23 protein-coding genes are annotated in these 21,144 nt (G+C 69.4%); 16 read left to right on the forward strand and 7 right to left on the reverse strand.

Annotated elements, in window-relative coordinates; translation table 11 throughout:
• Positions 1-64 precede the first annotated feature (64 nt).
• The gene (locus tag AB4070_RS08825; RefSeq protein WP_441979746.1) at positions 65-928 is read right to left on the reverse strand and encodes an EamA family transporter; all 864 of its coding nucleotides are present in this window, start codon (positions 926-928) and stop codon (positions 65-67) included.
• Positions 929-1,196: 268 nt separating this feature from the next.
• Between AB4070_RS08825 and AB4070_RS08830 the strand changes: the two genes are divergently transcribed.
• From AB4070_RS08830 to AB4070_RS08840, 3 genes are all read left to right on the forward strand, one after another.
• Positions 1,197-2,477 (forward strand): M18 family aminopeptidase, encoded by a 1,281-nt coding sequence (locus AB4070_RS08830; protein WP_441979747.1) that lies wholly within the window; start codon positions 1,197-1,199, stop codon positions 2,475-2,477.
• A gap of 80 nt (positions 2,478-2,557) precedes the next feature.
• Positions 2,558-4,000 carry a purine-cytosine permease family protein gene (locus tag AB4070_RS08835; RefSeq protein WP_441979748.1) on the forward strand — a complete coding sequence of 481 codons (1,443 nt, stop codon included), beginning with the start codon at positions 2,558-2,560 and terminating at the stop codon, positions 3,998-4,000.
• Positions 3,997-4,560: a cysteine hydrolase family protein gene (locus AB4070_RS08840; RefSeq protein ID WP_441979749.1), complete on the forward strand. Its 564-nt coding sequence runs from the start codon at positions 3,997-3,999 to the stop codon at positions 4,558-4,560. Before AB4070_RS08835 ends, AB4070_RS08840 begins: the two co-directional genes overlap by 4 nt.
• A gap of 25 nt (positions 4,561-4,585) precedes the next feature.
• Here AB4070_RS08840 and AB4070_RS08845 read toward each other — a convergent pair whose 3' ends face one another.
• Positions 4,586-5,296: an MBL fold metallo-hydrolase gene (locus AB4070_RS08845; protein WP_441979750.1), complete on the reverse strand. Its 711-nt coding sequence runs from the start codon at positions 5,294-5,296 to the stop codon at positions 4,586-4,588.
• 97 nt (positions 5,297-5,393) lie between these two features.
• On the opposite strand from AB4070_RS08845, the gene AB4070_RS08850 reads away from it, so the two are divergent.
• Both AB4070_RS08850 and AB4070_RS08855 read left to right on the forward strand, forming a co-directional pair.
• Complete coding sequence (locus tag AB4070_RS08850; protein ID WP_441979751.1) at positions 5,394-5,918, forward strand: TetR/AcrR family transcriptional regulator; 525 nt, start codon at positions 5,394-5,396, stop codon at positions 5,916-5,918.
• 77 nt (positions 5,919-5,995) lie between these two features.
• Positions 5,996-7,051, forward strand: a complete 1,056-nt coding sequence (locus tag AB4070_RS08855) for an alpha/beta hydrolase (RefSeq protein ID WP_441979752.1) — start codon at positions 5,996-5,998, stop codon at positions 7,049-7,051.
• A gap of 24 nt (positions 7,052-7,075) precedes the next feature.
• Here the strand turns inward: AB4070_RS08855 and AB4070_RS08860 are convergent, their stop codons facing one another.
• Both AB4070_RS08860 and AB4070_RS08865 read right to left on the reverse strand, forming a co-directional pair.
• Positions 7,076-8,449, reverse strand: coding sequence for a pyridoxal phosphate-dependent decarboxylase family protein (locus AB4070_RS08860; protein ID WP_441979753.1), 1,374 nt, complete (start codon positions 8,447-8,449; stop codon positions 7,076-7,078).
• 10 nt (positions 8,450-8,459) lie between these two features.
• Positions 8,460-9,164 (reverse strand): TetR/AcrR family transcriptional regulator, encoded by a 705-nt coding sequence (locus AB4070_RS08865; RefSeq protein ID WP_441979754.1) that lies wholly within the window; start codon positions 9,162-9,164, stop codon positions 8,460-8,462.
• A 67-nt stretch (positions 9,165-9,231) separates the two neighbouring features.
• Here AB4070_RS08865 and AB4070_RS08870 point away from each other — a divergent pair, with 67 nt between their 5' ends.
• The 6 genes from AB4070_RS08870 (at position 9,232) to AB4070_RS08895 (ending at position 15,913) form a co-directional block, all read left to right on the forward strand.
• Positions 9,232-10,272: an agmatine deiminase family protein gene (locus tag AB4070_RS08870; RefSeq protein WP_441979755.1), complete on the forward strand. Its 1,041-nt coding sequence runs from the start codon at positions 9,232-9,234 to the stop codon at positions 10,270-10,272.
• Positions 10,272-11,987, forward strand: coding sequence for an amidase (locus AB4070_RS08875; protein ID WP_441979756.1), 1,716 nt, complete (start codon positions 10,272-10,274; stop codon positions 11,985-11,987). The genes AB4070_RS08870 and AB4070_RS08875 overlap by 1 nt, the downstream gene beginning before the upstream one ends.
• A 61-nt stretch (positions 11,988-12,048) precedes the next feature.
• Positions 12,049-12,900 carry a tryptophan 2,3-dioxygenase gene (locus tag AB4070_RS08880; protein WP_441979757.1) on the forward strand — a complete coding sequence of 284 codons (852 nt, stop codon included), beginning with the start codon at positions 12,049-12,051 and terminating at the stop codon, positions 12,898-12,900.
• Complete coding sequence (locus AB4070_RS08885) at positions 12,900-13,862, forward strand: hydrolase (protein WP_441979758.1); 963 nt, start codon at positions 12,900-12,902, stop codon at positions 13,860-13,862. The genes AB4070_RS08880 and AB4070_RS08885 overlap by 1 nt, the downstream gene beginning before the upstream one ends.
• Before the next feature lies 1 nt (position 13,863).
• Positions 13,864-15,102, forward strand: a complete 1,239-nt coding sequence (locus tag AB4070_RS08890) for a kynureninase (RefSeq protein ID WP_441979759.1) — start codon at positions 13,864-13,866, stop codon at positions 15,100-15,102.
• Entirely contained in the window at positions 15,092-15,913 is an 822-nt protein-coding gene (locus tag AB4070_RS08895; RefSeq protein WP_441979760.1) for a PaaX family transcriptional regulator, read from the forward strand. Before AB4070_RS08890 ends, AB4070_RS08895 begins: the two co-directional genes overlap by 11 nt.
• 5 nt (positions 15,914-15,918) lie before the next feature.
• Here AB4070_RS08895 and AB4070_RS08900 read toward each other — a convergent pair whose 3' ends face one another.
• Complete coding sequence (locus AB4070_RS08900; protein WP_441979761.1) at positions 15,919-16,404, reverse strand: FBP domain-containing protein; 486 nt, start codon at positions 16,402-16,404, stop codon at positions 15,919-15,921.
• 300 nt (positions 16,405-16,704) lie between these two features.
• Between AB4070_RS08900 and AB4070_RS08905 the strand changes: the two genes are divergently transcribed.
• Positions 16,705-17,052 carry a hypothetical protein gene (locus AB4070_RS08905; protein ID WP_282848031.1) on the forward strand — a complete coding sequence of 116 codons (348 nt, stop codon included), beginning with the start codon at positions 16,705-16,707 and terminating at the stop codon, positions 17,050-17,052.
• 78 nt (positions 17,053-17,130) lie between these two features.
• Here AB4070_RS08905 and AB4070_RS08910 read toward each other — a convergent pair whose 3' ends face one another.
• Positions 17,131-17,508 carry a hypothetical protein gene (locus AB4070_RS08910; RefSeq protein ID WP_441979762.1) on the reverse strand — a complete coding sequence of 126 codons (378 nt, stop codon included), beginning with the start codon at positions 17,506-17,508 and terminating at the stop codon, positions 17,131-17,133.
• A gap of 213 nt (positions 17,509-17,721) precedes the next feature.
• Between AB4070_RS08910 and AB4070_RS08915 the strand changes: the two genes are divergently transcribed.
• The gene (locus AB4070_RS08915) at positions 17,722-17,928 is read left to right on the forward strand and encodes a CsbD family protein (RefSeq protein WP_046747714.1); all 207 of its coding nucleotides are present in this window, start codon (positions 17,722-17,724) and stop codon (positions 17,926-17,928) included.
• A 77-nt stretch (positions 17,929-18,005) separates the two neighbouring features.
• Here AB4070_RS08915 and AB4070_RS08920 read toward each other — a convergent pair whose 3' ends face one another.
• The gene (locus tag AB4070_RS08920) at positions 18,006-18,170 is read right to left on the reverse strand and encodes a hypothetical protein (RefSeq protein ID WP_017201713.1); all 165 of its coding nucleotides are present in this window, start codon (positions 18,168-18,170) and stop codon (positions 18,006-18,008) included.
• Between the two features lie 123 nt (positions 18,171-18,293).
• Between AB4070_RS08920 and AB4070_RS08925 the strand changes: the two genes are divergently transcribed.
• Genes AB4070_RS08925 through AB4070_RS08935 form a run of 3 tightly spaced genes read left to right on the forward strand, consistent with a single transcriptional unit; the run spans position 18,294 to position 21,126 of the window.
• Positions 18,294-18,560, forward strand: coding sequence for a DUF7218 family protein (locus tag AB4070_RS08925; protein WP_441979763.1), 267 nt, complete (start codon positions 18,294-18,296; stop codon positions 18,558-18,560).
• Positions 18,561-18,568: 8 nt separating this feature from the next.
• Positions 18,569-19,684, forward strand: coding sequence for a carboxylate-amine ligase (locus AB4070_RS08930; protein ID WP_441979764.1), 1,116 nt, complete (start codon positions 18,569-18,571; stop codon positions 19,682-19,684).
• Between the two features lie 44 nt (positions 19,685-19,728).
• Positions 19,729-21,126 carry an MFS transporter gene (locus AB4070_RS08935; protein WP_441979765.1) on the forward strand — a complete coding sequence of 466 codons (1,398 nt, stop codon included), beginning with the start codon at positions 19,729-19,731 and terminating at the stop codon, positions 21,124-21,126.
• Positions 21,127-21,144 lie beyond the last annotated feature (18 nt).

The following is a 21,144-nucleotide window of genomic DNA, read 5'->3' on the forward strand; positions in this document are numbered from 1 at the left end:
TTCAGAGGCGTTTTCGCGGCATTCCGGAATACGCTCGACATCCGTCGATCCGGCGTGCGAGGGCTCAGACGGCGAGGAGAACGATCCCCGTCACCACGACGAGGGATGCCGCGATCCGCCAGCCCCCGCGCGACTCCCGCAGCACGAACACCCCGAACAGACTCACCAGCACGACGCTGACCTCGCGGAGGGGCGCCACCAGCGCCACCGGGGCGATCTGGATCGCGGTCAGCACCAGGATGTACGACAGCGGTGACAGGGCGCCGAAGGCGAGGATGCGGCGCCACTGCGTGCGCCAGAGCGCCCAGACCGCGTCCCAGCGCCGACGCACCGCGATCGAGTAGAACGGCACCTGCAGCAGCGTGGTGCCGACCATGAACGCGACGGGCGAGAGGTTCCAGGTGCGCACCGCGTGAGCATCCCAGATCGTGTAGACGGCGATGGCGACACCGGTGAGCAGGCCGAAGACGATGCCGGGATCCATCCGCCGGGTGCCGGATCCTCTGCCCCGGTCGACGAATCCGATGGCGACGACACCTGCGATCACGGCCGCCACCCCGATCAGCGCGAGCACCGACGGGCGCTCGCCCAGCAGCAGTATGGCCACGATCACCGAGAGGAAAGGACCGGTGCCACGGGCGGTCGCATACACCGTGGAGAGGTTGCCCTCGCGATAGCCGCGTTGGAGCACCGCCATGTAGCCGACGTGGAGCACCGACGAGACGACGACACCGAGGGCGAACGACCACAGGTCGTCGGTGCCGAGCCCACCCGTGAAGGGCACGGCTCCGATCCAGACCACGGTGCTGGCGACCGCGCCCCACCACAGGAACGGCGCGCCCGCTCTGCTGATGCCGTGCGCGATGATGTTCCACGCCGCGTGGGCGATGGCCGCGCCGAAGACGAGGACGAAGGCGAGAGGAGACACGCACAGACCCTTCCGTCCGGCGCACGGCGCGACGAACAGGGTCCTCCGGGCTTTTGTCCTGTCAGATGACGGCTCTCCTGTGGAGGAGTGCCGTGGCGCCGCTCGGACCAGACGGGCGCGAACCCCGGAACCCTAGGCGCTATCGGGACCACCCTAACCCGTCGGGATGAACGGCCGGGAAACAGCCGGCGCGCTGGCCGCTGTCGTGGAGGACGAACGGAGACCCGGACTACGCTCGAAGGACCGCGCTCTCCAGGAAGGTCACGACATGCCCGTCACCCCCGCCGCTCTCGCCCACGCCGAGGACCTCGCCGAATTCGTCGCCGCCTCCCCGTCGAGCTACCACGCGGCAGCGGAGGTCGCCCGTCGGCTCGAGGATGCGGGCTTCCACCGGCTGCACGAGGAGGACGCCTGGCCGACGACCGCTGGACGCTTCGTCGTCGTGCGCGACGGGGCCGCGATCGCCTGGGTCGTCCCCGAGGGTGCTGCGGCGACGACGCCCGTGCAGATCTTCGGCGCGCACACCGACTCCCCCGGCTTCAAGCTCAAGCCGCAGCCGACGACGGGCTCGCGGGGCTGGCTGCAGGCCGCCGTCGAGGTGTACGGCGGGCCGCTGCTGAACTCGTGGCTCGACCGCGAGCTGCGCCTCGCCGGGCGACTGGCACTGGCCGACGGCCGTGTCGTGCTGGCGGACACCGGAGCTCTGCTGCGTCTGCCGCAGCTGGCGATCCACCTCGACCGCGGCGTGAACAACGGCCTCGCCCTCGACAAGCAGACCGAGACGCAGCCGGTGTGGGGGCTCGGCGACCCGACCGAGGCCGACATCCTTGCAGAACTCGCCTCCTCCGCGGGCGTCTCGGCCTCCGACATCCGCGGTTACGACGTGGTGATCGCCGACTCCGCCCGCGGAGCGGTGTTCGGCAAGGACAGCGCGTTCTTCGCGTCGGGACGCCTCGACGACCTCGCCTCGGTGCACGCCGGCGTGGTGGCCATCGAGGCGCATACCCCTGCCGCCGGAGCACCCATCGCTGTGCTCGCCGCCTTCGACCACGAGGAACTGGGTTCGGAGTCGCGCTCCGGCGCCGCAGGCCCCTTCCTCGAAGACGTGCTCGAGCGGGTGTACGCGGGGCTCGGCGCCGACGGATCCGCACGCCGCCAGGCCTACGCATCGTCGTGGTGCCTGTCGAGCGATGTCGGACACTCCGTGCACCCGAACTACGCAGCCAAGCACGACCCCGTGGTGCAGCCGGTACTCGGATCGGGGCCGATCCTGAAGATCAACGCCAACCAGCGCTACGCCACGGATGCGATCGGCACGGCATCATGGCGTTCCTGGTGCGAGCGCGCGGGCGTCACCACGCAGGAGTTCGTATCCAACAACAGCGTGCCGTGCGGTTCGACCATCGGCCCGATCACGGCGACCCGGCTCGGCATCCGCACGGTCGACGTGGGCATCCCCATCCTGTCCATGCACTCCGCGCGGGAGCTGGCTGGGGTCTCCGACCTGCACGATCTGACCCGCACCGCGCAGGCGTTCTTCGCCGGCTGAACACTCACCGACTGACACGAGGGCGGGGCCGCCGCCCCTAAACCCGCCTGGGACCGCCTCGGCAGTGCCAGGATGTGAGCATGACGGACATCAAGCCGGCCCTCATCGAGCGCGCGGGCATCGAGATCATCCCCGAATCCGAGCGGACAGCGAAGCCGCGCGACCTCTTCTGGCCGTGGTTCGCCGCCAACGTCTCGGTGTTCGGCATGTCGTACGGGTCCTTCGTGCTGGGCTTCGGCATCTCGTTCTGGCAGGCGACCGTGGTCTCGGTCATCGGCATCGTCGTGTCGTTCCTGCTCTGCGGTCTCATCGCGATCGCCGGAAAGCGCGGCTCCGCGCCGACGATGGTGCTCTCGCGGGCGGCCTTCGGCGTGCAGGGCCAGAAGGTGCCCGGCATCGTCTCGTGGCTGACCTCGATCGGCTGGGAGACGTTCCTCGCGATCATGGCCGTGCTCGCCACCGCCACGGTCATCACGCAGCTCGGAGGTGACGGCGACAGCATCGCACTCAAGATCGTCGCCACCGTGATCGTCGCGGCGCTGATCGTCACGGCGTCCGTGCTCGGCTATCACACGATCATGAAGCTGCAGTCGGTGCTCACGTGGATCACCGGTGTCGTGACCGTGCTCTACATCGTGCTCGCCGCTCCCCAGGTGGACCTCGCGGTCGTGATGGCCCGCCCCGACGGCGGCATCGGCCAGGTGATCGGCGCGCTCGTGATGGTGATGACCGGGTTCGGTCTCGGCTGGATCAACATCGCCGCCGACTGGTCCCGCTACCAGAAGCGCACGGCATCGGACGGGGCGATCGTCGCCTGGAACACGATCGGCGGATCGGTGGCGCCGGTGATCCTCGTGGTGTTCGGTCTGCTGCTGGGCGGCTCCGACGAAGACCTCATGAACGCGATCGCCGCCGACCCCATCGGCGCGCTCGCCTCGATCCTGCCCGTATGGGTGCTCGTGCCGTTCCTGCTCACCGCAGTGCTCGCCCTCGTCTCGGGCGCGGTGCTGGGCATCTACTCCTCCGGGCTCACGCTGCTCAGCCTCGGCATCCGGATCCCCCGCCCGTCCGCCGCAGCGATCGACGGGGTCATCCTCACGATCGGCACGATCTTCGTGGTGTTCTTCGCGACCGACTTCCTGGGGCCGTTCCAGAGCTTCCTGATCACCCTCGGCGTGCCCCTCGCCTCGTGGGCCGGCATCCTGATCGCCGACATCCTGCGCCGCCGGAAGGACTACGACGAAGAGGCGCTGTTCGACCAGCGCGGACGCTACGGCGCGTGGGACTGGACCTCGATCGGGACCCTGGTTGTCACCAGCGTGATCGGCTGGGGCCTGGTCGTGAACAACTTCGCCGAGGATGCCGCGTGGAACAACTGGCAGGGCTACCTGCTGTTCCTCATCGGCGGCCGCGACGGCGAATGGGCCTACGCCAACCTCGGGGTGTTCTTCGCCCTGGTGCTCTCGTTCCTCGTGACCTGGTTCGCGAGGGCGGCGAAGATCCGACAGCAGGAGGCCGTGTGAGCACGTCTGTCTCCGCCGACGCCTGGCTCGTGGTGATCGATCCGCAGACCATCTTCGCCGCACCGGATTCCGCCTGGGGGTCGCCCTTCTTCCCCGAGGTGATGCCGCACATCCGCGCCCTGGCCGATGCGTTCGGCGACCGCGTGCTCGTGACCCGATGGATGCCGACTGCTGACCGCACGACGTCCTGGGGTGCATACTTCGACGCCTGGCCCTTCGCGGACCAGCCGCCGAGCGATCCGCTGTTCGCCCTCGTTCCCGACGCCGAGGCGCTCTCGCCGCATCCGAGCATCGACCTGCCGACGTTCGGCAAGTGGGGTCCTGAGCTCGAGCGGATCATCGGACGCGGCGGGCACGTCGTGCTCGCGGGCGTCTCGACCGACTGCTGCGTGATCTCGACCGCGCTGGCCGCCGCCGATGCGGGCGCACACGTGACGATAGCGACCGACGCCTGTGCCGGTTCGACCGCGGAGAATCACGCCGCCGCCCTGCAGGTGATGAGTCTCTACCCGCCGCAGATCACGATGAGCGACACGGCGACGGTGCTCGCGGCACGCTGACCCGCACTGACCTGACCACGGCGCGTCAGGCGGAGGCGCGGACCGCTGCGGCGATGTCGGAGGGGGAACCGTGCCAGGGCGCTCCGTGCCCCGGCAGCACCCACGCCGCCGACACGTCAGCGAGACGATCGAGTGAGGCCAGCGCCTCGGCAGGCTCGTCGGTGAAGGGTGCAGGTTGAGCGCCGCTGCGACCGGTGAGCACGTGACGGGTCGTCAGAGCATCGCCGACGAACACCGCATCGACGGCGGGGACGTGCACCGCGATGCTCCCCGGTGAATGGCCGGGCATCCCGAGCACGACCGGCGCGCCCGGCAGGTCGAGCACATCACCGTCCGCCACCTCGGTCACGACCGAAACGTGCGGCGTGCGCAACGCGTTCTTGCGGAGTCCGTACGCGAGGAACCCGAGCGTCGGTCCGATCTTGGCCGGCCCCATGGGGGTCTTGGGCTTCTCGCCGGTGCGCACCCGATGACCGTCGGCCTCGTGGATGAACACCGGTACCCCGGCCTCCTTCCGCAGCCGCTCGGCGAAGCCGATGTGGTCGCCGTCGCCGTGCGTCAAAACGAGTCCGCGGATATCGGACAGCGGGCGCCCGATCGTCGAGAGCTCGCGCTGCAGATCGCGCCAGTGCCCGGGGAGACCGGCGTCGATCAGCGTGATGCCCTCCGGCAGGTCGATGAGGTAGGAGGCGACGATGTCGTTGCCCAGTCGGTGCAGGTGCGGTGCGAGCTTCATGGCTGATCCTCTCGGGATGATTGCGATGGCTACGATACGTAGCTATCATGGCTAATGTCAATAGCCATGATTGTCAGCAGCCGTCACCGGAGGATCGATGCCGACGCCTGAACGCACATCCACCGAGGAGATCGTCGCCGCAGGGCGAGAGATCCTCGAGGTCGCCGGTCCTTCCGGGCTCACGATGCAGGCCGTCGCGGAACGGGTGGGAGTCCGCGCCCCCTCGCTGTACAAGCGCGTGCGAGACCGTGACGCACTGCACACGGCGGTCGCCGCCGCATCGATCGACGCGCTCACTGCACGTCTCGAAGCTGCGGGCGACGACATCGGTGCGCTCGCGCACGCCTACCGTGACTTCGCGCACCGGCATCCGGAGGGCTTCCGTCTCATGTTCACGATCGCAGCTCCCCACGACGCTCTCGAGCGCTCAGTCGCGCCCCTCCTCCGTGCCGCCTCCGCCGTGGTCGGGGAGGAAGACGCCCTCGACGCCGCGCGATTCTTCACGGCCTGGGCCACGGGTTTCCTGCAGATGGAGCTGTCCGGGGCGTTCCGCCTCGGCGGAGACGTCGACCGCGCCTTCGAGTACGGCCTGCATCGCCTCACCGCCGGGATCACTCGCTGAAAGGCATCTCGCCGCACTTCGATCGCGCACATGGTGGCAGTCCGTGACGACCTGGCACACTGGGCGACGGAGGACCCATGGACAACGACACGCACGTCGAGGAACCCGCACGCGCGACGAAGGCTCGCAGGCCGTGGCATCGGACGAAGGTGGCATTGGCCGTGGTCGTCGCCGTGGCCGCCGTGATCGCGATCATCGGTTCCCTCACCCCGTGGCCGTCGGCCATGATCATCCGCGCCGTGTTCACGAAAGGTGGGGACGACACCGCCGCCGAGATGGACCGGCACGTCCCCGACACGAAGCTCACGGAGACGCTCGACGTCGCCTACGGCGACCGAGGCGCCGACACCACGATGGACGTCTTCCGCCCGGCCGCGGCCGCCGGTGCGCTCCCGACCGTGGTGTGGATCCACGGCGGGGCATGGATCTCCGGCGCCAAGGAGAACGTCGACCCCTACCTGCGCATCCTCGCCGGAGAGGGCTACACGACCATCGGCGTGAACTACACGATCGGGCCGGAGGGCGTGTACCCGCTCGCGGTGCATCAGCTCGACGAGGCACTCGCCTACATCGACGCGCATGCCGAGGAGCTCGGTGTCGACCCGACGCAGATCGTGCTGGCCGGCGACTCGGCGGGGGCGCAACTGGCCAGCCAGATGGCGACCCTCATCACGAGTCCTGACTATGCCGAGATCATGGACATCCGACCCTCGCTCAGGGCCGACCAGCTCGTCGCGACCGTGCTGAACTGCGGTGTCTACGATCTGTCGGCGCTCGCCCAGCTCGACGGCATCGCGGGCTGGGGATTCAAATCGGCGATGTGGGCGTACTCCGGAACGAAGACCTGGGCGGAGGATTCCACGGGGGCCACCATGTCGACCGTCGACTGGGTCACCGCCGACTTCCCCGCGACCTACATCTCCGGCGGCAACGGCGACGGGCTCACCTGGCTGCAGTCCCTCCCGATGGCGCAGCGCCTCGACGAGCTCGGCGTCGACGTCACGACGCAGTTCTGGCCCGCGCCCCACGAGCCGCAGCTGCCGCATGAGTACCAGTTCCACCTGGACCTGCCGGATGCGCAGACCGCCCTGCAGAAGACGATCGACTTCCTCGACGCGCACACCACGCGCTGACGGCATCGCCGGTCGGGCACCGCGCTACTTCATGGTGTCGAGGATGCCGACGAGGTCTTCGAACGTGGTGAGCGGATTCAGGATCGCGAAGCGCGTGTTCGGACGACCGGCGTGGGAGCTGGGCACCACGAAGGCCCGCTGCGAGTCGAGCAGAGCGGCCGACCAGCGGTCGTAGTCGGCGCGCTCCCATCCCTCGCGCTCGAACACCACGATCGACAGCTGCGGGTCGCGCACCAGCTTCAGTTCAGGGCGTCGGGCGATCTCGTCCGCGATCCGCCGGGTCAGGGCGAGACCGGCGCTCACGGCCTCGCGGTACGCCGTCACGCCGTACGTCGCGACCGAGAACCACATCGGCAGGCCGCGTGGTCGACGGGTGAGCTGGATCGAGTAGTCCGAGGGACTGAACTCGTCGACGTCGGTCAGGATGTCGAGGTATTCGGCGTGCTGCGTATGCGCCCGGCGCCCGCTGTCGGGGTCGCGGTAGATCAGGGCGCAGCAGTCGAACGGAGCGAACAGCCACTTGTGCGGGTCGACGATGACCGAGTCGGCGCGCTCCACACCGGCGAACAGGTGCCGAGCCTCCGGGGCCAGCATGGCCGTGAGGCCGTAGGCGCCGTCGATGTGCAGCCAGAAGTCGAACTCGTCCTTGAGCGCGGCGATGCCGGCGATGTCGTCGACGATGCCGAAGTTCGTCGATCCCCCGGTCGCGACCACCGCGCAGATCTCGTCCCCGTGCTCTGCCAGGGCCTCGCGGACGCCCTCGGCGCGCAGCACGCCGTCTTCCCCCGCCGGCACCAGCAGCACGTCGGCATCCATCACGCGCGCCGCCGACTTGTTCGAGGAGTGCGCCTCGACGCTGCAGAGGATCTTCCACCGGGTCGGCAGTTCCCTCCCCGCCGCGACCAGACGGGCTTTCGCCGCCTCACGGGCGGCCACCAGTGCCGAGAGGTTCCCGATCGTCCCGCCCTGCACGAACACGCCACCGGCCGTGTCGGGGAGTCCGAACTCGCCGGCCAGCCACGACAGCACCTCGTTCTCGGCGTGCACGGCCCCGGCCCCTTCGAGCCAGCTGCCGCCGTAGAGCCCGGAGGCCGACACGACGAGGTCGAAGGCGATGGCGGCCATGGTCGGCGCCGTCGGGATGAACGACAGATACAGCGGATGACTCGTCGTCAGGCACGCCGGGGCGAGCACGTGCTCGAACACGCTGAGCGCCCGCGCCGCGCCCAACCCCGCATCCGTGATGGTCGGCCCGACGAGGCGGTTCAGCTCGGCCTCGGACTGCGGCTTGTCGAGCGGCACATCGGCGGCGAGCATGCGGCGACGCGAATAGTCGAGCACGGCATCGACGATCGCGGTCGATTCGGGCGAGGCCGCGTGCATGCGCACAGCATCCATGGGCGTTCCTTTACGTGTCATCGGACCGGGTGGCAGCGGGTGGGGAGTCAGAGAATCGGGTGTCAGCGGATCGAGCACCGACGAGGGCATCGGGGGCGGCACTGTCCAAGACGGCGGACAGTGCGCGCCTGGCGAGGTCGGCACGGTCGCGCGGCGCCCACTTCACCAGCGAGTGCGCGTTCATGCCGTCGACCATCGCGAGCAGCAGCCACGCGGCCGTGTCGGCGCGACCCGCCTCGATCGCCCCGTCGACGGCGGCACGGGCGAAGATCTCCTCGAGCGCGCTCTGCCATCCGTCCATCTCCTGCCGCACCCGGGCGGCGAGCGCCTCGTTGCGGGCACCGAGCGCCCACGCCTGCACCCAGATGAGGGTGACGTCGTCGCGGTCGGCGTCGAGAAGGGTCTCGATCAGACGCAGCAGACCACCGCGCAGCTCATCGGCGTCGCGGAACGGGCTGTCGTCGAAGGCGGAGATCACCTCTTCGCGCTCGGCCGCCACTATCGACCCGAAGACGTCGGCGACGAAGGCGTCCATCCCCGGTCGGTAGTGCGCGACGAGGGCGGGAGTGACGCCCACTCTGGCGGCGATCGCACGGACGGTCAGGCTCTCCAGACCGCTTTCGCGGGCAAGGCCGAGCGCCCCCTCGAGGATCGAGTGATCGCGCTCCTGCGGCGACATCCGCCGAGCGGTCGCACCTGTTGACGTCGTCTTCATCAGGGGTTACCGTAACACCTGTTGATCGCTTGTTCAATAGTCGGACCGGCCGCACGAGGAGACCACGATGAGCTGGCGCATGCCCACCGAGACCGCACGTCACGAGCGCACGTGGATGGCATTCCCCGCGGAGGGCGAGACCCTCGGCGACACCGCCGCGGCGCGCGAAGAGGGCTACGCCACCTGGACAGCGGTCGCACATGCCGTCGCCGAGTTCGAGCCCGTCTCGATGCTGGTCGACCCGAGCGAGCTCGCCAGGGCGCGGCGCATGCTCAGCAGCAGCATCGACATCGTGGAAGCACCCGTCGACGAGTTCTGGATGCGCGACTCCGGACCCACGTTCGTGGTCGACGACGAACGACCAGGAGTCCTCGGCGCGGTCGACTGGATCTTCAACGGGTGGGGCGCCCCGGAATGGGCCGAATGGCGCAAGGCCGCACAGCACGCACGCATCGTGGCCGGCGCCGTCGGTGCCGAGCTGGTGAGCTCCACCCTGGTGAACGAGGGGGGCGGCATCCACGTCGACGGAGAGGGCACGGTGCTCCTCACCGAGACCGTGCAGCTCGACCCCCGCCGCAATCCCTACGCCGACAAGCAGCGGGTGGAGGCCGAGATGTCTCGCACGCTCGGCACCACGAAAGCGATCTGGCTCCCCCGCGGCCTCACGCGCGACTACGACGACTTCGGCACCAACGGCCATGTCGACATCGTCGCCACCATCGCCTCCCCCGGGCGACTGCTGCTGCACGACCAGCAGAACCCCGACCACCCCGACCACGCCGTCACCCGCGAGCTGCGCGCCCTGCTCTCGGAGCAGACGGATGCCGCCGGGCGCCGCTTCGAGGTGATCGGGCTGCCCGCTCCGTCGATGCTGAGCGACGACGAGGGTCCCGTCGACTGGAGTTACGTCAACCACCTCGTCACGAACGACGGCGTGGTGGCCTGCGGCTTCGGCGACGAGAGGGCGGATGCCGCAGCACGCGAGATCCTCGCCGACGCCTACCCCGGCCGCCGGGTCGTCACGGTGGATGCACGTCCGCTGTTCGACCGCGGCGGCGGCATCCACTGCATCACCCAGCAGCAGCCGGCGCTCGACGGACTCCGCTGATGATCGACGTGGTCGAGGCCTCCATCGCCGACCTGCGACGCGCCCTCGAGACAGGCGAGACGACCGCGGTCGAGCTCGTCGACGCCTACCTCGCCCGCATCGCCGCGTACGATGCCCCCGGCACCGAGACCGCCCTGAACGCGGTCGTCGTCGCGAACCCGGACGCACGGCGCGAGGCCGCGGAGTCCGACGCACGCCGCGCCGGAGGCGAGGCTCTCGGTCCCCTCGACGGCATCCCGTACACCGCGAAGGACAGCTACCTCGTGCGCGGACTCACGGCAGCCGCAGGGAGCCCGGCATTCGCACAGCTCGTCGCCCAGCGCGACGCCTTCACGATCGAACGACTGCGCGCGGGGGGAGCGATCTGCCTCGGGCTGACGAACATGCCTCCGATGGCGAACGGCGGCATGCAGCGCGGCGTCTACGGGCGAGCCGAGAGCCCCTACAACGCCGCCTTCCTCACGGCCCCCTTCGCCTCGGGGTCGTCGAACGGATCAGGCACGGCGACGGCGGCGAGCTTCGCGGCCTTCGGGCTCGGCGAGGAGACCTGGTCGAGCGGACGCGGACCGGCCACCAACAATGCGCTGTGCGCCTACACGCCCTCACGCGGGGTGATCTCGACCCGCGGCAATTGGCCACTCGTCCCGACGATGGACGTCGTGGTGCCGCACACCCGCACCATGGCGGACCTCCTCGAGGTGCTCGATGTGATCGTGGCCGACGATGCGGAGGTGCGTGGCGACTTCTGGCGCGCGCAGCCGTGGGTACAGCTGCCCGCCGCATCCTCCCTCCGGCCGGAGTCGTATCCGGCGCTCGCGACGGAATCCGCCCTCCCCCTCGTCGGCGCCCGCATCGGCATCCCCCGCATGTACATCAACGCGGATCCGGATGCCGGCACCTCGACCGACCCGGGCATCGGCGGTCCCACCGGCCGGCGCATCGTCACGCGCGCGAGCGTCATCGAACGCTGGGAGGCGGCGCGCCGCGACCTCACCGCGGCGGGAGCGACCGTGATCGAAGTCGACTTCCCCGTCGTCTCGAACTACGAGGGCGACCGACCGGGTGCGCACACCATCGCCTCCCGCGGCCTCGTGTCGCCCGAATACCTGCACCGCGAGATCGTCGACCTCTCGGCATGGGCGTGGGAGGACTTCCTGCGGGCGAACGGCGACCCGGCACTGCACTCGCTCGCCGAGATCGATGGGGCGACGATCTTCCCGCATCCGGACGGCGCACTCCCCGACCGCTACACGGGGTTCGACGACGACATCGCGGAGTACCCCGGCTGGGTGCGCGACAACCCCGGCGTCGGGATCGCCGACATGCCCGAGCTCGAGGACGGCCTCCGCGGTCTGGAGGAGACGCGTCGCCGCGACCTCGAAGTGTGGATGGACGTGCTGCGGCTCGATGCTGTCGTCTTCCCCGCGGTCGCCGATGTGGGCCCGGCCGACATGGACGTGAACCCGGAATCGGCCGACCTGGGGTGGCGCAACGGCGTCTGGATCGCGAACGGGAACCTCGCGATACGCCACCTCGGCATCCCGACGGTCACCGTGCCGATGGGGCTGATGAGCGACATCGGCATGCCGATCGGGCTGACGTTCGCGGGACGTGCTTACGACGACGCGAGACTGCTGCGCTTCGCCGCGGCCTTCGAGACTGCCGGCAGCCGAGGCACCCGGCGCACGCCACCGCCGCGCACTCCCGCGCTCTGAACCCCGGATGCTGGACATAACACTCCTGTGACGCTCGCCACGAAAGTGATATGTTCTGCAGATGGACACCGAGAACGAACGCGCCCTCGAATCCGGCATCGTCACCGATCTGTCGGGGCGCATGACGTACGGCTCGTACCTGGCGCTCGACCAGCTGCTCACGGCGCAGCACCCGGTGAGCGAACCCGAGCACCACGACGAGATGCTGTTCATCATCCAGCACCAGACCACGGAGCTGTGGCTCAAGCAGCTGCTGCACGAGCTGTCCTCCGCACGTCAACTGCTGGCAAGGGACGATCTGCGCGAAGCCCTGAAGCGCATCGCCCGCGTCAAACGCATCCAGGACGTGATGACGCAGCAGTGGTCGGTGCTCGCGACGCTGACGCCCACCGAGTACGCGCAGTTCCGTGGAGCGCTGGGCAACTCCTCCGGGTTCCAGTCCGTGCAGTACCGCGCCGTGGAATTCGCCCTCGGCAACAAGAACGAGAAGATGCTGAGTGTGTTCGCCGACCACCCGGCCAACCTCGCGCTGCTCACCGCCGAGTGGGAGAAGCCGACGCTGTACGACGAGTTCCTGCGCTTCGCCGCCCGCCGCGGACTGCCGATCCCGACGGAGATCCTCGAGCGTGACGTGCGGGAGCCCTACCGGGAGACACCGGCACTGGTGCCCGCGATCCGCGAGATCTACCAGGACCCGAGCCGGTACTGGGATCTGTACGAGGCGTGCGAAGACCTGGTCGACCTCGAGGACAACTTCCAGTTCTGGCGGTTCCGGCACCTCAAGACCGTCGCTCGCACCATCGGCATGAAGGTCGGCACCGGCGGCTCCAGCGGCGTCGGCTTCCTGCAGCGCGCATTGGATCTGACGTTCTTCCCCGAGCTCTACACCGTGCGCACGGAGATCGGCAGCTGATGCACGCCGCGACGTTCTTCGACGGGAGCGAGTGGCGCGAGGGCGTCGTCGAGCTCGTCGACGGGCGTGCGCGCCTGCGCGATGAGCGCCCCACCCCCGCACTCCCCCGCATCGAAGGCGTTCTCACAGGCGGATTCACCGACCACCACGTGCACCTGCAGCTGGTGGACCACACTCTGCTGGCAGGGTCTCGCCTCGGCCGCGTGGTCGACCTCGGCGGGAATCCCGAGGTGCTGCGTCAGCTCACGTCCACCGCCCGCCACCACGTCGAGGTCGACTTCGCCGGGGCGTTCCTGACCGCGCCGGGGGGCTACCCCTCCGGCCGCGACTGGGCGCCGAAGGGTTCGGTCCGCGAGATCGCAGACGCGGACTCTGCCGCAGCCACGGTCGTCGGGATGGCGGATGCGGGTGCCACCTGCATCAAGGTCACCAGCAACAGCGGCGCAGGGCCGGTCTTCACCGACGAGCTGTTCCGCGCGATCGTCCGGGTCGCAGCCGACCACGACCTCCCCGTCGTCGCGCACGCCGAAGGTGCGGGTGAAGCTCAGCGGGTGGTCGCTCTCGGCGCAGCCGGGCTCGCCCACGCTCCGTTCACGGAGCGCCTCGACGATGACGAGATCGTGCGCCAGGCGGCCTCCGTCTCATGGATCTCGACGCTCGCGATCCACGACGACCCCGAGCGTGCGACCGCGATCGACAACGTGCGCCGGTTCCACGCCGCGGGCGGAGCCGTGCTCTACGGCACCGACCTGGGCAACGGACCGATGCCTGTCGACGTGAACCCGCACGAGGTCGACGCCCTTCGCGAGGCCGGACTCGACGACGCGGCCCTCCTGCGCGCGCTCGCTCCCGTGGATCCGCTCGACTCCGGATCGGTGCTCCTGCTCCTCCCCGTCGGCAGCTCCTCCTCGTTCGACCCCCTCGACGCCCGCCCCCTCACCCCCGCCGATCTGAAGGTGTGACATGACCACGACTCCCGACTCCTCCCTGCTCGAGCACGCTCGCGCTCTCGATGCGGACGACCCGTTGCGTGCTCACCTCGACGCCTTCTCCGAGGCGCCGGGCGTCGACGCGTATCTCGACGGCAACTCGCTCGGACGCCCGCTGCGCGACATGCCGGAGAAGCTCGCCGCCTTCGTGCGCGACGACTGGGGCACGCGGTTGATCCGGTCCTGGGACGAGCAGTGGATGGCGCTGCCGATGGAGCTGGGTGACCGCATCGGACGTGTCGCGCTGGGCGCCGCGGCCGGCCAGACCGTGGTGGCCGACTCGACGAGCGTGCTGATCTACAAGCTCATGCGTGCCGGCGCTGCCGCCGACCCCGCGCGCACCGAGCTCGTGATCGAGGCGGGCAACTTCCCCACCGACCGCTTCCTCGCCGAAGGCGTCGCGGCGGAGACCGGGATGACGCTGCGCTGGCTCGAGCCCGACCCTGTGCACGGGGTGTCGGTCGCCGATGTCGAGGCGGTTCTCTCCGAGCGCACCGCCCTGGTGTCGCTGAGCCACGTCGACTACCGCTCCGGGGCTCTGGCCGACATGCCGGGCATCACCGCGGCTGCGCACGGCGCCGGCGCCCTGATGATGTGGGACCTCTGCCACTCGGCCGGCGTGATCCCGATGCAGCTCGACGAGTGGGGTGTCGACATGGCCGTCGGCTGCACCTACAAGTACCTGAACGGCGGGCCGGGCTCGCCCGCTTTCGCCTACCTGCGCCGCAGCCTCCAGGGCGTGCTGCGTCAACCGATCCAGGGCTGGTGGAGTGCGGCGGACATCTTCGCGATGGGGCCGGAGTACGTGCCGTCCGGCGACATCCGCCAGCTGCTCAGCGGCACCCCTCCCGTCATCTCGATGCTGGCCATGCAGGGGATGCTCGACCTCATCGAGCAGTCCACGATCGCGGGCGTCCGGGCCAAGTCGCAGTCCTTGACCGATCTCGCGGTCCGCGCCTACGACGAGGTTCTCGCTCCTCTCGGCGTCCGCCTGCTCAGCCCCCGCGACGCCGACCTGCGGGGTGGCCACGTGACGATCGGTCACCCGGACTTCCGCGAGGTCACGCGGCGGCTGTGGTCCGACGGCATCATCCCCGACTTCCGGTTCCCGGACGGCATCCGCCTGGGTCTCTCGCCCCTGAGCACCTCGCACGTCGAGACCGTCACCGGTGTGCTCGCGGTGCGCGACGCGCTGGAGTCCGGTGACTTCTGACATCGCTCCCGCCCTCGTGCTCGACGACATCGATGCACGCCCCGGCAGCACCGCCTCGGTGCTGCGGACCTTCATCGGCGTCTTCCTCCGTCCGCTCGGCGGGTGGATCTCCGCCGCCGACCTGGTCGCGTTCGCCGGCGACCTCAATATCGACGCTGCCGCGGCGCGCACCGGTATCGCACGCCTGAAGCAGAAGGGGCTGCTGCTCGGCGCACGGGAAGGGCAGATCGGCTACCGTCTCAATCCGGCGGCGATCCCGATGCTCGAGCGCGGCGACCGGCGCATCTTCGAGATGCGGGAGATGACGGACGCCGACCCCTGGTGCCTGGTGTCGTTCTCGATCCCGGAGCGCGCCAGGAGCGTGCGCCACCAGCTGCGGCGACGACTGCAGTGGATCGGAGCGGGCATCGTATCCCCCGCCCTGTGGATCTGCCCCGGCCATCTCCAGGCCGAGGTGGAGCAGATCCTCGACGACCTCGACGCGCGTCGGTGGGCGACGCTGTTCCCCGCATCGACTCCGCTTCCCGCCGGCACCCTGGTCGACGCGGCGGCGCAGTGGTGGGATCTGGAGGCGCTGCGCGAGGAGCACCTCGCCTTCCAGAGCTCACTCACGACGCTGCCCCGCGAGCCGTTCGCCGCGTACGTGCAACTGATCGACCGCTGGCGGGTGCTGCCCTACACCGACCCGGGGCTTCCCCCGTCGATGCTGCCGCCCGGCTGGCCCGGCCGTCGCAGCTTCGACGAGTTCGCGCGTCGGTCCGCGGAACTGGCTGCACCCGCCTCGGCGCACGTGCGGTCGAGGGTCTCCTAGCCCGCTCAGCCCGCCACGGCGGCGAGGAAGCCGGCCACGTGCTCCTGCAGCCGGAGGATGCGCAGGTCGCGGGCGAACTCCCGGTCGAAGCCCTGATAGGCCAGCGGCGGCAGGATCCGCACGTTGCGGTTGCAGCCGAACTCGGCACAGGTGAGCACGCCGACGGTGTCGCCCTTGCGCCCGGCGGGTCCCGACTTCCGGGCCACGTACAGCTGCACATCATTGCGGAGCGTGACGTCTTCGCACCAGGAGCACTGCGCCCTGGCGATCACACGCTGCTCAGCGCGCTGCAGGAAGACGCCGACGGGTGCGTCGTCGATCCAGGTGACGACGTAGGCACGACGGGGCATCTTCGGGTCGGTCCAGCCGAGGAAGTCGAGACGGTCGAAGTCGATCTCGGCGAAACCGGGCGGCAGGGTCAGGTCGGACACCTCTTTGCGGGAGGCGTTGAGGAAGGAGGCGCGGATGGCGCGGTCGTCGATGGGACGCATGAGGGTGAGTGCTTTCGGAGAGGTCGCCGCGAAGGCGAATCGATCGGAAGAAGGAATCCCGGCAGGTACCGCCGGGTACGACACGGCACCGGGGACGGGGATTCCGCCTCCGGTGGGTCCTCAGCCTCTGTCTGCGGCGCGGAAGGCGCCTGCAGCTCCGCTCTGCGCCCCGAGGGCGCTCATCGACGACAGCACCCGGCGAGCTTACACCCGTTTGTTTCCGTCCGTGTCGGCTCACCTGGGCACTGCAGGGCGACCGACCTAGTCTTTCCGGAACGACGAACGAGAAGGAGTCCCCCCGTGTCCACGCCGCTGAACCGCCTTTCGCCTCTCCCGGTGCGCGAGCGTGCGGCGTGCATGTGCAGTCACGGCGGCCGGTGCTCCTCCTTCGCCCCCGGCCACGCCCTGCACCTCATCCAGGCGCGGATCGCCTCGGCGACGCCGTCCGAATGGATCGATGCGCTGGTCGAGCGGGCCGACGCCGTCTCCGGCGATCTCGTCGTGCGCACGCTCGACGGCGAAGCGCACACGCTGTGGAACGGCGCAGGCGCGGCCCTCGAAGCCGCCGCGGGAACCCCGGTCGCGCTGCACCCGCGCTACGGAGTGCTGGCCGTCGGCGGCACGCAGTTCAACGTCGCGACCGTCTGATCACTCGCGCCCACCCGCGACAACGTCACCGCCGCACCAGCTGGTCTCAGGATCGGCTGGTCTCAGGATCGGCTGCTCTCAGGCGCTCGCCATCAGCATGTCCTTCATGGCGGAGCAGGCGTCCATGCACGCCTCGCACGCCTGAGCACACATCCGGCACACCTCGCTGTCGTCCGCGTGCCGCGCGCACGCATCCATGCACGCCTTGCACATGGCGATGCAGGCGTTGAGCATCGCCATCATCGAGGCCGGGGTCATCCCCTGCATCCGCATCATCGACCGCATCATGGTGTTGCACATATCGGCGCAGTTCATGCAGGCCGGCGCACAGTCCATCAGCTGCGTCGAGCACACCGTGCAGGCCTGCTCGCAGGCGGCGCACGCATCCATGCACGCCTGCATGACCAACATGTCCATCATCTGCATGTCGGGCATCGACTCCATGTTCTTCGACATGGCGCCCATCATCATCGAGTCCATCGCACACCGCTTCCTGGTCGAGTCCGCGGGCAGGACCACCCGCCTGGCGCCAGGCTAGTCCTTCGGCGCCCGCGCGTCGATGGCGACGGAACGTTGTCATGTGCGCGGCGGATTGTCAATCCCGTGGCCGCTTCCCGCGGGACATGAGAGCCTCGGAGGCAATCGATCCGACGAGGAGAGGAGCACCGCATGAGTGCTGCAGACGACATCAAGAACGCCGCCGAGAAGGCCGCCGGAAAGGTCAAGGAAGGCGTCGGAAAGCTCACCGACAACGAGAAGCTCGAAGCGGAGGGCAAGGCCGACCAGGTCAAGGCCTCCGCCAAGCAGGCCGGGGAGAACGTGAAGGACGCCGCCCAGAAGACGGGCGAGAACGTCCGGGACGCGTTCGAGAAGTAACAGGCCTCTGACACCGAAGAGGTGAGGTCCGCCGATGGGCGGGCCTCACCTCGATGGGGTCAGACCTGTTCGTGCTGTCAGACCTTGCGGCTGCCGCTGATCGCTCGGATCAACCAGGCGATCACGGCGATCGCGAGGAGGACGAGTCCGACCCACAGGAGGAACTGGAGCGACTGCACCAGTCCTCCGGTGATCGCGAGGATCACGGCGACGACGATGACGATGATCAGGAGGATGTTCATCGGTCTTTCCCTTCTTTCGGCAGGCGCGGACGCCCGACTGTGGTGCCTTCACGCTAGCCGCGGAGGGACTTCTGTCAGAGGGGGTTGACTTCGACCCCCCGAGTGCGCGAAGGAGAAGGTTTCATGCCAGGAAGACGCAACAACTCGCTGAAGGATCCCGAGCTGTACGAGGAGCTCAGAGACGACGGCGCCTCCAAGGAGAAGGCCGCGCGCATCTCGAACGCCGCCGCGAAGGAAGGTCGCAGCGCGGTCGGCCGGCGCGGCGGGGAGCACGGCGACTACGAGGACTGGACGGTGAAGGAGCTGCGCACGCAGGCGAAGGAGCTCGGCCTGACCGGATACAGCGGCAAGCGGAAGTCCGAGCTGATCTCCGCGCTCAGGAATCACTGAGGACGGGGATGCCCCGCTTCGGCATCGAGGAGGAGTTCATCTTCCTCGATGAGCACTCGCTCACGCCCGTGAGTCTCGCCGCCGGCACCCGCGAGCGCATCACCCGCCTTCGCACGGGAGGCGAGGTCACCCAGGAGTACCTGACGTCGCAGATCGAGTGCCTCACCGAACCGGTCTCGACGGCTGAGGCCGCCGCGGAGCAGCTGACGCACCTGCGCGGGCTCATCGGCTGGCACGCCGGCGACCAGCACGCGATCGCCGCCGGCACCGGCACGCCGTTCGCCACGACGCGCTCCTCCGCGGTGTCGCCCTCACCGCACTACGACAAGGTCGCCGCGCACCTCGGACACCTCACGCGCGATCACGAGGTCAACGGTCTTCATGTGCACGTCGAGGTGACCGACGACGAGGAGAGGGTGCGTGCGCTCGACCGCGTGCGCGGGTGGCTCCCCGTGCTGCTGGCCCTCACCGGCAACAGCCCCTTCGTGCACGGCCGCGACTCCGGCTTCGCCAGCTGGCGCAGCATCCTGATCCGTCGGCTGCCCTCGTCGTGGACTCCCCCGCACTTCCGCGACTACGACGCCTACCGCGCGGATGTGCAGCGACTCATCGACGTGGGCGCCATCGCCGATGCGGCCTCGCTGTCGTGGTCGGCGCGGCTGTCGGAGCGGTATCCGACGGTCGAGCTCAGGGTCTTCGACGCGCAGCTCTCCGCCGAAGACGCGGTATTCGCAGCGCTCCTCTCGCGAGCGATCGTGCTCACCGACGACCTGCCGCACACGGACATCGGCGTGGACGGCATCGACGCCTCGATGTGGACGGCCGCGCGACACGGCATGTCCGCCCGTCTGCTCGATCCGACGAGCGGGAAGGCAGAGGGCGCCTGGCTGCTGGCCGACCGGCTGCTGGCCGCGATCGCTCCCACGCTCCGCGAGCTCGACGATGAGGACAGGGTCCGCGACGGCATCGACCGGCTGCGTGCGTCCGGCACCGGCGGTGATCGCCAACGGCGCGCCGTCGCGGATGGCGGACCGGCGAAGCTCGCCGAGCTCCTGCGTGCGGGGACGCCGTCACCCCTCGCGGCGGATCGCGCTGGACTCGCGGGATCCACCCCCGCGCTCTGAGGCGCACCGACCCCGACGTCGGCCACCGGGAGTAGTGTCGGCCTGTGCCCGCCTTCGCCCCGCTCCAAAGACTCGTCATCTCGATCGCGGTGCTCGCATCGTTCGTGACCTTCCTCGACGGCACGGTCGTGAACGTCGCACTCCCGGCGATCAGCCGCGAGCTCGGCGGCGGCATCACCACCCAGCAGTGGGTCGTCGACGCCTACCTGATCACGTTGAGCGCCCTGATCCTGCTGGCCGGATCGGTGTCCGACGCGTACGGCCGGGTTCTCGTCATGCGCATCGGACTCATCGCGTTCGGGATCGCCTCGATCGCGGTGGCGGCGGCTGTCGATCCGCTCATGCTGATCGTCGCCCGCGCCGCACAGGGCGCCGCCGGTGCCCTGCTCGTGCCCAGCTCGCTCGCCCTCATCACGGCCACGATGCGGGCCGACGTGCAATCGCGCGCCATCGGCGTCTGGACGGCCTTCACCACGGGGGCCCAATTGGTCGGTCCGCTGCTCGGGGGACTGTTCGTCGACTACCTCTCGTGGCGCTTCGTATTCCTCATCAACGTCATCCCGATCGGGATCACCCTGCTGCTCCTCGCCCGCCTGCATCTGCCGGAGCACCCCCGCGGCGTCAAGGTCGACTGGTGGAGCGGGGCGCTGTGCGCGATCGGGCTCGGAGCCGTCGTCTTCGCGCTCATCGAGCAGCCCAACATGGGGTGGCAGTCGCCCGCGATCTGGATCCCCGCGATCGCCGGCGCCGCACTGTTCGGACTGTTCCTGTGGCGGCAGCAGCACTCCGCGTCGCCGCTCATGCCGCTCTGGCTGTTCCGGGTGCGCGACTTCGGGTGGGGCAATCTCGCGACGCTCTTCGTCTACGCGGCACTGTCGCTCAACGGCTTCGTGGTCGGGGTCTACCTGCAGCAGGGCGCAGGACTCAGCGCCACCGCAGCGGGCCTGGCGAGCCTGCCGATGACGATCCTGATGATCCTGGTCAGCTCGCGTGCCGGTCAGTGGGCTGGCAAGTGGGGACCCCGCATCTTCATGACGGTCGGCCCGCTGCTGATGGCCGTCGGCGCTCTGATGCTGCTCCTCGTGTCCGCAGACTTCGACTACTGGTGGCAGGTGCTGCCGGCCATGATCGTGATGGGTCTCGGCCTCTCGCTCACGGTCGCGCCGCTCACGGCCGCGATCCTCGGTGCGATCGACGAGAACCATTCGGGGATCGCCTCGGCCGTCAACAACGCGGTATCGCGTGTCGCCGGGCTGCTCGTCGTCGCGATGCTGTCGACCATCGTGGGCGGCACTCTCGACCTCGACGGGTTCCACAGCGCCGCCTGGGTCACGGCCACTCTGCTCGTGATCGGCGGCGTGGTGTCGTGGATCGGCATCCGCCGCAATCCGAGCGAGGCGCTCCCCGCCGACACCGCATCAACGGGGCCGCTCCCGCATTGACCGTGTCGCCGGCCGCGC

The sequence above is a fragment of the Microbacterium sp. 2RAF4 genome, assembly GCF_052115285.1.
In the GTDB taxonomy this organism is placed as follows: Bacteria; Actinomycetota; Actinomycetes; order Actinomycetales; family Microbacteriaceae; genus Microbacterium; species Microbacterium oxydans.